11 protein-coding genes are annotated in these 12841 nt (G+C 40.9%); 3 read left to right on the plus strand and 8 right to left on the minus strand.

The window, feature by feature from the left end; all coding sequences use genetic code 11:
- Positions 1-298 precede the first annotated feature (298 nt).
- The 5 genes from RYX56_RS08000 to RYX56_RS08020 all read right to left on the minus strand — a co-directional run bounded on the left by RYX56_RS08000 (position 299) and on the right by RYX56_RS08020 (position 5975).
- On the minus strand, positions 299-1213 hold the full coding sequence (locus tag RYX56_RS08000) for an ABC transporter permease (RefSeq protein WP_317121548.1): 915 nt from the start codon (positions 1211-1213) through the stop codon (positions 299-301).
- Positions 1214-1225: 12 nt separating this feature from the next.
- Positions 1226-2227, minus strand: a complete 1002-nt coding sequence (locus RYX56_RS08005; RefSeq protein WP_317121549.1) for an ABC transporter permease — start codon at positions 2225-2227, stop codon at positions 1226-1228.
- 70 nt (positions 2228-2297) lie between these two features.
- Positions 2298-3968: an ABC transporter substrate-binding protein gene (locus RYX56_RS08010; protein WP_317121550.1), complete on the minus strand. Its 1671-nt coding sequence runs from the start codon at positions 3966-3968 to the stop codon at positions 2298-2300.
- Positions 3969-4009: 41 nt separating this feature from the next.
- Positions 4010-4990, minus strand: a complete 981-nt coding sequence (locus tag RYX56_RS08015) for an ABC transporter ATP-binding protein (RefSeq protein ID WP_317121551.1) — start codon at positions 4988-4990, stop codon at positions 4010-4012.
- Positions 4983-5975, minus strand: a complete 993-nt coding sequence (locus RYX56_RS08020; RefSeq protein ID WP_317121552.1) for an ABC transporter ATP-binding protein — start codon at positions 5973-5975, stop codon at positions 4983-4985. The genes RYX56_RS08015 and RYX56_RS08020 overlap by 8 nt, the downstream gene beginning before the upstream one ends.
- Before the next feature lie 642 nt (positions 5976-6617).
- Here RYX56_RS08020 and RYX56_RS08025 point away from each other — a divergent pair.
- A complete protein-coding gene (locus RYX56_RS08025) occupies positions 6618-7637 on the plus strand; it encodes an LCP family glycopolymer transferase (protein ID WP_317121553.1) in 1020 nt (339 codons plus the stop codon).
- 53 nt (positions 7638-7690) lie between these two features.
- Here the strand turns inward: RYX56_RS08025 and RYX56_RS08030 are convergent, their stop codons facing one another.
- Complete coding sequence (locus tag RYX56_RS08030) at positions 7691-8749, minus strand: glycosyltransferase family 4 protein (RefSeq protein WP_317121554.1); 1059 nt, start codon at positions 8747-8749, stop codon at positions 7691-7693.
- 358 nt (positions 8750-9107) lie between these two features.
- Between RYX56_RS08030 and RYX56_RS08035 the strand changes: the two genes are divergently transcribed.
- Positions 9108-9323: a hypothetical protein gene (locus tag RYX56_RS08035; protein WP_317121555.1), complete on the plus strand. Its 216-nt coding sequence runs from the start codon at positions 9108-9110 to the stop codon at positions 9321-9323.
- Between the two features lie 14 nt (positions 9324-9337).
- On the plus strand, positions 9338-10693 hold the full coding sequence (locus RYX56_RS08040) for a SpoIID/LytB domain-containing protein (RefSeq protein WP_317121556.1): 1356 nt from the start codon (positions 9338-9340) through the stop codon (positions 10691-10693).
- 50 nt (positions 10694-10743) lie between these two features.
- Here RYX56_RS08040 and RYX56_RS08045 read toward each other — a convergent pair whose 3' ends face one another.
- Entirely contained in the window at positions 10744-11505 is a 762-nt protein-coding gene (locus RYX56_RS08045) for an S-layer homology domain-containing protein (protein ID WP_317121557.1), read from the minus strand.
- Positions 11506-11538: 33 nt separating this feature from the next.
- On the minus strand, positions 11539-12840 hold the full coding sequence (locus RYX56_RS08050) for a UDP-glucose dehydrogenase family protein (RefSeq protein ID WP_317121558.1): 1302 nt from the start codon (positions 12838-12840) through the stop codon (positions 11539-11541).
- Position 12841: the final 1 nt, after the last annotated feature.

Raw genomic sequence — 12841 nt, forward strand, 5'->3', positions numbered from 1 at the left:
TCGAATTCGAATTGTGTAAAATTAAAAGCAAATCGTTACGAATTTATAAATGAGCTTATCGTCCCAAAAAGTGGTTAATTAAGCTTATTACTATACAAGTATAATGGTAAGCGTTTACATTTTGACTGATACACGTGCTAGAATCATCAATTTATCTACCCACAATATTTCATTAAGCCAAAATTGCTTTATTACATTACAAATTTGTCTCCTTTCACCCCAAAAATTCCGAGTTTCTTCTATATATAAACGCGTCACCATACTAAAAAGCCCCTCCACATCGGAGGAGCCACTTTATTTAACTCTTCATCTTCGGATCGAGTGCATCACGCAACCCGTCTCCAATCATATTAAATCCAAGTACGACTAGCATAATCGAGAAGCCGGGAAATAATACCGTCCATGGTGCCGATTGAATGAACTGCCTAGAATCAGATAGCATTTTCCCCCACTCCGGCATCGGTGCTTGAGCTCCAAGCCCGAGAAAACCGAGTGCAGCGGCCTCAAGAATCGCTGTACCAAAACCTAATGTTGCCTGCACAATAATTGGCGCAATACTATTTGGAAGGATGTGATGCAGGATGATACGGCCATTTTTCATCCCCTGTGCCTTCGCTGCCATAATGAATTCTTCTTCACGCAAGCTGATTACTTTCGAGCGTACGAGCCGTCCAAAGATCGGGATGTTTACGATCGCAATCGCTATCAAAGCATTTTGCAAAGACGGTCCTAGAATCGCCACAATCGCAATGGCTAATAAAATACTCGGGAAAGCGAGCATAATATCGAAAATACGAGAGATTAACATATCAATCCCACGTCCGTAATAGCCTGCAATCAAACCGAGAGTCGTTCCGAAGATTAACGCCCCCGTCACCGCAAAGAATCCCACTTGCAGGGAAAGCCTTGCCCCGTAGACGATACGCGTGAAAATATCTCGTCCAAAATCATCTGTACCGAACCAATGCTCCATCGAAGGAGATTGAAGCCGATTAGTTGGATTGGTCTCCGAATAGGTGCTACTTGTTAAGAGCGGTGCGAAAATCGCTATCAGAATAAAACTAATGATAATAAAGAGTCCGACAATCGCCAGCTTATTTTTCTTCAGCTGTCTAAATGCTTCCTTCCAAGGAGAGACCGCTACATATTGATCCTCTGGAGGGGGTGAATTGGGGCTTGGTGTCATCATTGGCTTTGCATGTTCTGTTTTCATCCGAGTCCCTCCTTAGTATTTGATCCGCGGGTCAATATAGGAATAAAGCAAATCGACAAACAAGTTAATCATCACAAAAATGGTGGCGACGATTAGAATACCTGATTGAATAACCGGATAATCACGGTAATTAATCGCCTCAAAAATATAACGGCCTATGCCTGGCCAACTAAAAATTGTCTCCGTTAAGATTGCCCCACCTAAGAGGTTACCAGTTTGCAGACCGACTACCGTTAAGACGGGAATCGCTGCATTTTTTAAGGCATGCTTATAAATGACGACACCTTGTCCTGAACCTTTTGCATTGACGGTTCGAATATAATCAGAGCGAAGCACCTCAAGCATACTCGAACGGGTCATTCTTGCAATAATTGCCATCGGGATTGTCCCAAGTGCAATCCCCGGAAGAATTAAATGTTTAATCGATTCCCATGTCTTGTCGAATTGTCCACTCATAATCGTATCGAGCACATAGAGATTCGTGGTCGAAATAATCGGATCACGCGGATTATCTCGTCCAAATGCCGGCAGCCAGCCAAGCTCTTGAGCAAAAATCCATTGCTCCATTAAAGCAAGCCAGAAGATCGGCATCGACACCCCAACAAGCGCAATCAACATACTCAAGTAATCAAACCAGGAATTTTGTTTCCACGCACTGACAATACCCGCGTTGACACCGATAATAATGGCAAAAATCATTGCAAAAACTGTCAACTCAATCGTCGCTGCTAAGTATGGCCAAATCTCTTCCATAATCGGTTTATTTGTGCGAAGAGATGTTCCTAAATCTCCTGTTGCTAAATCCTTCATATACAACCCGTACTGCACCCAATAAGGTTCATTCAATCCAAGCCTTTCTTCTAGGTCGGCAATGGCTTGTGGGGATGCTTGTTCACCCAAAATCGTTTGTGCGGGGTTTCCAGGAATTAAGTGAATGATTGAAAACGTCACGATTGTCATCCCAATTAATACAGGAAGCAACAAGAGTAAACGTCGCATCGTATATGCCAGCATGATGTCACCTCGCTACTATTTACATTCTAAAAGAAAGGGGAGTAGAGACGTCTCTACTCCCCTCTTGTGCTTAGTTCGTTAATTCAACTTCATCTAATGTTTCACTTGTTGATGGATGCGGAATAAAATTCGATACATTCGAGCTACCAGCTAAAGTTGGGATCGAATGTACGAGTGGAACCATTGGTGCATCCTCATGAATGAGCTCCTGCACCTCTTCATACAGCGCTGCACGCACATCGAAATCAACCTCAGTTTTCGCTTGAACTAATAGATCATTTACTTCTTCATTGCTGTAGAATGAACGGTTACCACCAGGGATGGCATCACCGTGCAGTAGGTTCGAGAAGAAGTAATCAGGGTCACCATTTACCCCAGACCAACCAAGCATGAACACATCATGCATGCCTTGCTCTGTTTCTTCAAGGTATGTCGCCCACTCTTTTGTCAGGATGTTCGCTGTAATACCAACGTCCGCTAAGTTTGCTTGGATGGCTTCTGCTGCACGCTGTGGATCTGGCATGTACGGACGAGCTACTGGCATCGTCCAAAGGTCAAATGTAAATCCTTCTTCTACTCCTGCCTCAGCTAAAAGCTCCTTCGCAAGCTCAGGATCATAGCTATACTCGTCAATCGCATCATTGTAACCAAGGTATCCTGGTGGAATCGTATTTTTCGCTGTTTCAGCAAGACCACCGTAAAGAATCGCAATTAAGCCTTCTTTATCAATCGCGTGGTTAAAGGCACGACGAACATCTGGATTATCGAACGGTTCTTTTTCAACATGGAAGCCTAAGTAGCCAATATTATTTGTGGTACGTTCAAATACTTGTAAACTATCATCGCCATCAATTTGAGCGACATCATCTGGATTCAACCCATCCATAATATCGATCTGACCAGAACGAAGTGCCGTCAGACGAGCTGAGTTATCCGGAATCACTTGGAAGATGACACGGTCAAGCTTCGGTAATCCCTCTTTCCAGTAGTCTTCATTTTTCTCAAGAATAATCGAATCATCACGAGACCAGCTGACAAATTTAAATGGACCTGTTCCAACTGGATTTTCGTTAATTGCACTACCATGCTCTTCAAATGCTAGAGGAGACGTAATCGCAAAGTAACTCATCCCCATGTTTTGTAGGAATGAACCAAGTGGTTGATTCAACACAAACTCAATTTCATGATCGCCAAGTACATTAATTTCTTCAATGACGTGACCATCATCACCTTTAAATCCACCAAATTGCGTACCATATACACTGTAGTTGTAGCCATCATCTGTAAATGCATATTCATGCTCAGGATCAGCCCAACGCTCGAAGTTTAATTTAACAGCTTCAGCGTTAAAGTCCGTGCCATCATGGAAGGTCACCCCTTCTTCAAGATGGAAGACAAAGCGTAATCCAGAATCATCTACTTCCCATTCATGAGCAAGTCCTGGGCCAAGATCAAATGAATCACGATCAAATTCGATCAATGTCTCGTAAATTTGTTTGGTAACACGAGACGATTCACCATCTGTTACACTCGCATAATCAAGACTGACTGAATCCCCGCCACGCGCAAAGACTAATGTTTGGTCCTCAGCAGGCTCTGCTTGTTCTGTTCCTTCTGCCTCTTCGCCCTCTTCAGCACCTTCACTTTGTTCTGGTGCAGATGAGTCACTGCTGCTACATGCTGATAAAAATAGCACAAGCGCAAGCATAAGCATCATCAAAAATGATAATCGATGTTTCATCCATCATTTCCCCCTGTCTTTTCTTTGTTTTTCTCTATCATTCATGTAGTCGCATCATTATAAAGATGGCACGCTACAAAATGATTGTTTCCAACGTCTTGCAATGGTGGACGGTCTGTTTTGCAAATGTCCATACACTCCGGACATCGCGTGTGGAACGTACACCCATTAGGCGGATTCGACGGACTCGGTACATCCCCTTGTAAAATAACGCGATCCGCTTTCGCATCAGGGTCAGGTACCGGAACAGCTGAGAGCAGTGCTTTCGTGTAAGGGTGCTTCGGCTCATCATAGAGCGCATCTTTTTCTGAGAGCTCGACCATTCGGCCAAGATACATCACCCCAACACGATCACTTATATGCTTAACGACACTAAGGTCATGAGCAATAAAGACATACGTAAGCTTAAATTCATCCTTTAAATCTTCCATCAAGTTAAGAATTTGCGACTGCACAGACACATCGAGTGCTGACACCGGTTCATCACAAATGACAAGCTTCGGATTGACCGCAAGCGCACGAGCAATCCCAATCCGCTGCCGTTGTCCCCCACTAAATTGATGCGGATAACGATTGGCGTGATACGAACTCAACCCAACCACTTCAAGCAATTCAGCGACTTTTTTTCTTCGCTCCTCCTTTGTCCCCATCCCATGCACCAATAACGGCTCACTAATAATGCGTTCAATTGTATGACGAGGATTGAGAGAAGCATACGGATCCTGGAAAATGATCTGCATATCTCGCCGCAGCTTACGCATTTCTTCATCTGAGAGCTTGGTCACATCTCGCCCTTCAAATTTCACTTCACCTTCAGTCGGCTCAATGAGACGAAGAATCGATTTTCCCGTGGTCGATTTGCCGCAGCCCGACTCCCCAACAATCCCTAGAATCTCCCCTTCATACACCGTAAAGCTGACATCATCAACCGCCTTCACTTCTGCTACTTTCTTACTTAAAAAGCCGCCCCTTACATCAAAATATTTCTTTAACCCATTTACTTCTAAAAGTGCTTTAGCCAACGTTCTCGCTCCCTTCTGTGTCATAGAGGAAGCAACGCACCTGGTGCCCCGTCGCATCTTCTAGTAGAGTCGGGTCCTCTGTGATACAGCGTCCGAACGCCGATTCACATCTGGCCGCGAACCTACAGCCCTGCTTAATACTGCCTGGCTTTGGCACACTTCCTGGAATTGAATAGAGACGTTGCTCTTTCTCATGGATTTTGGGCAAGGACTTAATCAAGCCTCTCGTATACGGATGCTTCGGTTCTTTTAAGATCGCTCGAACCGGCCCCTCCTCGACTACTTTTCCGGCATACATCACGACAACACGATCACAAATCTCCGCCACGACTCCTAAGTCATGCGTAATCATCATGATCGCCGTTCCTTGTTCTTTATTTAACTTGCGCATCAAATCAAGAATTTGGGCTTGAATCGTCACATCGAGAGCCGTCGTGGGCTCATCTGCAATTAGAACTTCTGGATCACAGCTCATCGCCATCGCAATCATCACACGCTGACGCATCCCACCAGAGAGCTGATGTGGATACTCATTGACAATCTCATCAGCACGTGGAATCCCAACGATCTTCAGCATGTCAACAGCTTTCGCTTTCGCTGCCTTCTTTGAGAGCTTCTGATGGTTTCGAATCGCCTCCATCAATTGATTACCAATCGTAAATAACGGATTCAGCGAGGTCATCGGCTCCTGGAAAATCATCGCAATCTCATTACCCCGAATCTTCTTCATCCGACGCTTGCTCACCGCCGCTAGATTCTCCTCTTTAAAGAGAATCTCACCCCCGACAATTTTACCCGGTGGATTCGGTACAAGATTCATCACAGACAACGAGGTCACACTCTTACCACAGCCTGATTCGCCAACGATGCCGACGACCTCCCCTTTATGTATTTTCATGCTCACATCATCAACAGCCGGAATCTCTCCGCTATCGGTAAAAAAGTGAGTCCGAACGTTTTTTAACTCCAGTACAACCTCAGACATCCTGCGGCCTCCTCTATGTAGAGTACGTAATTTATGAAAGTTTAATAGAATAGAATATGTATATTGGATTCTAGGTGAAAGGTGGTATACGCTTATGTGCGACTTGAGGCATCTTATGTGCGCACGAAGTAGTGATATGAGCGGTATGTTTGATTTGTGTGCGAGCTTGGTGAGTTTATGGGCGATATTTACGATATATGAGCGAACGCTAATGTTTACCCTCATATATGTGCAAACGCTACTTACTCTGCGTACGTGGTGAAAACAACAAGCGCCAAACACCTACTCCAATCGAAAGATATTCATCCATAACAATATGTACACACCACAAAAACATATCCTATAAATAGAATTAATAATTTTCAGAAGATTATATATACTCTAAAATATACAAGTTTATACGTTTTATCAAGTACTTTTTATCTATTTCTCACTAAAATCGTCTGCTAAATTACGACAGACTACCTAGTCGGCTTGTATTTCTCTCGCATACAACCATTCGCTCCGCCATAATTTATTCATCTAATATGAATACTTTCTAACAGATTCTTCTTTACGCCCTAATTATTTTTCGCTATGATATGATAGATATGGACAAAATTTTTAAGAATGATTTGATTTTATATAAAGTGAGGTATTGCGATGGCGCAATCAAGGTTAAGACGACGTAAAAGCCGTAACAGTCGAATGAAACGTGGATTAAAGATATTTGTATTTATAGGACTATTCTCTTTTCTAATAGCAGGAGCAGCGGTTACTTATTTTGCTTTCCAGCTTGCAAATGCCACTTCAAGTGCTCAACAAGAGCTTGAACGTGGAGAAAAATCCGATCGTCGTACTGAAGCTGTAAATCCGACAAAGGATAATATCTCGATATTATTCCTCGGTGTAGATGATAGAGATGGGAGCTTGGTTGGTAGAACTGATGCTATGTTACTCGCAACATTTAATAGATCAGATTCAAGCATAAAAATTCTTAGTATTCCAAGGGATTCACTAGTAACCATCCCTGGTCGTGCTAACCGTGACAAGATTAATCATGCACATGCTTTTGGCGGCCTAGATTTAACTGTGGACACAGTGGAAGAACTTTTAGACATCCCTATTGACTATTATTTGAAACTAAATTTCAATGCATTCATAGAAATTGTTGATGCATTCGGTGGTGTGGAAATTGATGTACCTTTCACTTTTTCAGAGCAGGATAGTTTCGGTAATCACGGTGCAGTCACATTAAATGAAGGTACCCACGTTTTAAATGGTGAAGAAGCTCTTGCTTATACGCGAATGCGAAAGAACGATCCTCGTGGTGATATCGGACGAGGAGAGCGCCAACAAGATGTCATTCAAGCGCTCATCAAGAAAGCCGCTACATTTTCATCGATTTCAAATTATGATGACGTATTTAATAGTATTGGAAACCATATGACAACTAATTTGAGCTTTGGTAACATGATAGCATTACACAATTATGCTAACTCAATCGAAAGTATGGAAAACCTTAATTTTGAGGGAAATGATACGCGTCTAAATGGAATTTATTATTACGAACTAGATGAGGTTTCGAGACAAACGATATCAAGAGTTTTGAGAATTCATTTAGGGCTAGAAGCAACAACTACAGAAATGACCGAAACGACAGATACTACTGAAACTCCATAACAACAAAAAAGCTAAGAGAACAGATCATGTTCTCTTAGCTTTTTATTTATTATTCAGTAGTTCCTTTTAGTAGCACTAGTGAATCGTCTAACAAAATTAATCATTGGACGATAGGTTGAACTTACAAGACCTATCTTCTCAGCGATTAACTCAATCACAACTAATATTACAGCCATAATAATGAATGTAACCCATAATGTCGACATCGTAAGCATAACGGCCGCAAGTCCAAAGAAAGCACTCATTGCATAGATGACTAACACTGTTTGACGATGTGAAAACCCTACTCTTAGTAAACAATGATGCAAATGAGATTTATCAGGTGCAGACAATGGCTTTTTATTTACAATCCGACGAATAATAGCGAAAAACGTATCTGAAATTGGTACAGCTAAAATAATGACCGGGATTAACAATGAGAATAATGTAATATTTTTAAACCCGAGTAGTGAGATAACCGAAATCATAAATCCTAAAAATAATGCTCCAGTGTCTCCCATAAATATTTTAGCTGGATTAAAGTTATGATAAAGAAAACCTAGCGTACTACCCAATAAAATCACACCAAGTGCAGCTACGAAAAGGTCTCCACCTAGAATGGCTAAAGAAGTAATTGTAATAAGGACGATAGAAGAAACTCCTGCAGCTAACCCATCTAAACCATCAATTAAGTTAATTGCATTCGTAATTCCGATTATCCAAAGTAATGTTAAGGGAATACTAAACCAACCAAGCTCAATACGAGCATCAAAAGGTAAATTTATGAATTCAACCTGAACCCCACCATAGATAACAATACCTGCTGCAAGTAATTGTCCAAATAATTTCCACTTAGCAGATAGTTCAATCATGTCATCTAAAAATCCAGTTAAAATGATAATAAAACTTCCAATTAAAATGGGCATCATATAGGTACTATCTGGCTGTAGAACAATAAATCCAATCAAAAATCCAATATAAATGGCTAATCCACCTAGTCTTGCCATCAATTTTTGATGAACCTTACGGTGATTTGGTTTATCTGTTGCACCAATCTTTATTGCGAATCTTCGCACGAGTGGTGTTATTAATAATGTAACGATAAAACATATTGCTAACGTTAACCAGAGCATGTGAAACCTCCTTAGTCATACCTTCCCCTATTTATAAGGAACTTATTTAGATTTGTGAAAATTAACAGCTCTGTTTTTTCTACAAATCAATCATGTTATTTATTAAATCTAGCAAAAAACATCGAGATAACTCGAATAAAATATCTACTTCTTGAACATACAAGAAGGATTATACCACAAACAAATATTATACATAGATATTATTTTAAGTTTCATCATTAATACATAATTATTTTAGTAGGTAACCTCCAAAAAAAAAATAATTAAATACTATATTCCCTTAAAAATAAACTTTGAATCTAAAAAAACTTAGAATTATGTCGATAATTAAGATATAAGAATGAGGAGGTTAGACAATATGAAAAAAAAATTAGCTCTAATTACTTTTATTGCATTATTATCAAGCGCTTTAATCTTCCAATCATCCACTTTAGCAAACTCGCAACCAGTGCTTGCAAGTGTAGATTGGGTGATCAATCAAATTAAACCTATTAACGACCGTGTGACCGAACTTGAAAAAAAAGTTCAACAACTTGAACAGCAAGTCGAACAACTTAAAGCGAACCAAAAATGATAGGCGGGTGCAAAATGAAAGCAAAATTATCTTTATTACTTGTTTCCTTTTTATTACTTTTTTTAATTCCTACCTACTCACATGCCCAGGAAGTTGTAGATTATCCAACACCAATGAAGGTTAAACTTGTACCCACGATTAATTTCAATGTAACTCCGACAGGCAATTACCGATTGTTTAACGTCGATAATCAAAAAGAAATTCTTTTTTCAGGTGAGATTCAATTTCGACACACACCTAACCAAGTCACTGTTCGCATAGGCGGAAGGGATTTTACATCTACTCGAGGTTTTGAACTTCAAGAATTAAATTCAGAAACAGAAAACTTTGTTTCAATTACCTCTGTACAACAGGGGACAAGCTTCCAAGCAACTCAATATCGCGGTTCATTAAAAGTGGAGCGAGGACAGGATCGTCTTACCCTTTTTAATATTCTTGATATTGAAGAGTACTTACTAGGAGTAATCCCTAAGGAAATGCCTGCCTTATGGCATCAAGAAGCATTGAAAGCCCAATCAGTGGCCGCAAGAAATTATGCTTTTAAGCAAATGGCTTCAAGTGGCTTTGTAGTGGATACAACTGCTAATCAAGTATATGGCGGGAAAACTGGGGAGCACCCAAATAGTAACCAAGCAGTCCGAGCAACAAAAGGAGTATATGCGACACATAACGGGGTTATTATTGATGCTTACTTTCACTCAAGCTCTGGAGGACACACGGAGAACAGTGAAAATGTTTGGCGGAATCCAGTACCATACATAAGAGCAGTTGCAGACCCGTACGATCGACACTCAGCCAACGCCAATAATTCATGGAGCACTCACATTGATCGCGCCACGATGGAACAAAGAATTTTTGGACCTGGTGTACGCTTGATTGATCTAGAAGTAACAGAGCGAACCGCACAAGCTGGTAGTGTTCAAAAATTGATCGCTACAGGCCTCAATACGACTACTGGAGCTGTCGTGACTTCGAGCTTGCCAAAGAATAATGGAACAGGTGACTCGATACGTTCTGCCTTCGGTCCATCATTACGAAGCATTAACTTCACTGTAGATAAGCCGCAAGTTGCTGTACAAGTTAAGACTGCAAGTGGCGGAACACAAAATCTTGATTATACCTATGGAGCTAAAATCCAATCTGAGAATGGTCAACACTCAACAGTTAACACGAATGAGTTAACCGTTCAAATGGCTTCCCAAACGATAAAACACCCTACATCCCCTAACAGTTTTACATTTAACGGTAGTGGATGGGGTCACCGTCTAGGGATGAGCCAATGGGGAGCAAGAGGTATGGCTGATGCAGGGAAAACATACGATGAAATTCTAAGACACTACTACACTGGAATTGAAATTGTACAACGTTAATAAGAAGCGAGCCCCACTAGAATAAGTGGGGCTCGCTTTTTTTATTACTTTTATGGTCTGAACGGCTCATGGATTGCACGAGCTAAAAATAAAGAAAATTGAGTACGTGTGGTCGTTTCGTTCGGACGAAACGCTTTATCAACTTCGGTTGTAATACGATTATGTGCGATTGTATTAATCTCCTTGAAGTTTGGATAGTCGCTCGTAATATCAGTGAAACGATACGTTTGATTAGGAACTTCTAAATCAAATGCACGATCTAATAGAACAGCCATTTGGGATCTTCTTAACCCTTCGCCTGGTAACAGCTTTCCATCCCTACCAGTCATCAAGCCATGATACTCGGCAATACGTAGGGATTCATAGGCATCATGTTGAGGTGAAACATCTGTAGCTTTTAATTGATAACTACTCGGAGCCGATAATCCTAGTTCGCGCACTAACATAGTAGCTGTTTGAGCTCTAGTAATCGTTTGATTTGGACGAAAACTTCCATCCGAATACCCTCTAATTACTCCTCGGTTTGTAAGAAATGAGATCTCATCTAGAGCAAAGTAATCAGAACGAAGATCCGTAAACACTACAGGTGAAGGCGTAGGTTCACTTGGCTTACTTTGAAGCTCTTTAATATCTTGTTCTAATTTTTGCATTCTTTCATCAACCGTGTTCACCCGACTTGCCGTTTCCCCCGTCTTGGCTTCAGTCCATTCAGCACTTGCTACAACTTCTTCTTTAGACGCATCGACACTTTGACAACCTACAACCCCAAGTAACATACAACAAACAACTGCGTACCCTTTAAACCCTCGCATGTTTCCTCCCCCATACCTCTTTAAAAATAGTAATTATACTTGCCTTCCAACCCCATGATAGATAAATCCAGCTTCTTTCATTTGGTTCGGATCAAATACATTACGTCCATCAATTACTACCGGACGACGAACCTGCTCTTTTATCGCCGCTGGACTTAGTTGTTTAAACTCGTCCCACTCTGTAACCAGTATAACGACATCCGCATCTTGCAACGTTTCAGTTACATTTTTCGCATAATTAATTTTATCGCCAATTAACTCCTGCGTACGCTCGATTGCAATTGGATCATATGCAACGACTTCCATACCAAGCTCAGTCACTTCTTCAATGATTTTTAAAGAAGGAGCATCTCTCATGTCATCAGTGTTGGGTTTAAAAGCTAAGCCTAATAAAGCTACTTTTAGACCTTTTGTATCTTCACCAAAAATCCCATTCAATTGATGAATGACACGTTGATATTGACGGTCATTAATATCCTTTACTGCATAAAGCAACTGAGGTTCATATGCCTTTTCTTCAGCTAAATGAATAAGTGCTTTCGTATCTTTAGGAAAACATGAGCCTCCATACCCTAACCCTGCTTGCAGAAATTTTGGCCCAATACGATCATCTAAGCCCATTCCTTTAGCTACATCTACGACATCAGCACCATAGGCATCACAAATATTGGCGATTTCATTAATAAATGAGATTTTCGTTGCTAGGAAGGCATTAGAAGCATATTTAATCATTTCTGAACTGCGCACGTCTGTTAACAAAATTTGATCCGTTAACGGCTTGTGAAGTTCGATTAATGTCTTACGTGCACGTTCGCACTCAGTCCCAATGATGACGCGATCAGGGTTGAATGTATCTGACACCGCTGACCCCTCACGTAAAAATTCTGGAACTGAGCATACTGATACATCAGCAGTGTTGTTTTTCTCTAAAATGATACGCTTCACTTCTTCAGCCGTTCCTATTGGTACAGTTGATTTGTTTACGACAACTTTAAAGTCCGAACCAATTGCTTGTCCCACCTCTTCAGCCACAGTATATACATAAGACATATTTGCAGCTCCTGATTCAGATGAAGGTGTACCAACCGCAATAATGACCACTTCAGACTTTTTAACGGCATCTTCTAAATCCGTAGTAAATGAGAGACGGCCTTCAGCTTGGTTCTTTTGCACAAGCTCTTTTAAACCAGGTTCATAAATTGGAATATCTCCACCTTTAAGCATATTTACTTTCTCTTCTATTTTATCGACACAAATCACTTCATTTCCAAGCTCCGAAAAGCAAGTTCCTGAAACTAATCCTACATATCCTGTTCCGACTACTGTGATTTTCATC

The sequence above is a fragment of the Alkalihalophilus lindianensis genome (assembly GCF_032843265.1).
Lineage (GTDB): Bacteria > Bacillota > Bacilli > Bacillales > Bacillaceae_D > Alkalihalophilus > Alkalihalophilus lindianensis.

Excerpts from the sequence above, each read along its gene's own strand:
- RYX56_RS08050 (WP_317121558.1), bottom strand. The coding sequence starts at position 12,840 with ATGAAAATCACAGTAGTCGGAACAGGATATGTAGGATTAGTTTCAGGA.
- RYX56_RS08035 (WP_317121555.1), top strand. The coding sequence starts at position 9,108 with ATGAAAAAAAAATTAGCTCTAATTACTTTTATTGCATTATTATCAAGC.
- RYX56_RS08000 (WP_317121548.1), bottom strand. The coding sequence starts at position 1,213 with ATGAAAACAGAACATGCAAAGCCAATGATGACACCAAGCCCCAATTCA.
- RYX56_RS08040 (WP_317121556.1), top strand. The coding sequence starts at position 9,338 with ATGAAAGCAAAATTATCTTTATTACTTGTTTCCTTTTTATTACTTTTT.
- RYX56_RS08005 (WP_317121549.1), bottom strand. The coding sequence starts at position 2,227 with ATGCTGGCATATACGATGCGACGTTTACTCTTGTTGCTTCCTGTATTA.
- RYX56_RS08010 (WP_317121550.1), bottom strand. The coding sequence starts at position 3,968 with ATGAAACATCGATTATCATTTTTGATGATGCTTATGCTTGCGCTTGTG.
- RYX56_RS08020 (WP_317121552.1), bottom strand. The coding sequence starts at position 5,975 with ATGTCTGAGGTTGTACTGGAGTTAAAAAACGTTCGGACTCACTTTTTT.
- RYX56_RS08045 (WP_317121557.1), bottom strand. The coding sequence starts at position 11,505 with ATGCGAGGGTTTAAAGGGTACGCAGTTGTTTGTTGTATGTTACTTGGG.
- RYX56_RS08025 (WP_317121553.1), top strand. The coding sequence starts at position 6,618 with ATGGCGCAATCAAGGTTAAGACGACGTAAAAGCCGTAACAGTCGAATG.
- RYX56_RS08030 (WP_317121554.1), bottom strand. The coding sequence starts at position 8,749 with ATGCTCTGGTTAACGTTAGCAATATGTTTTATCGTTACATTATTAATA.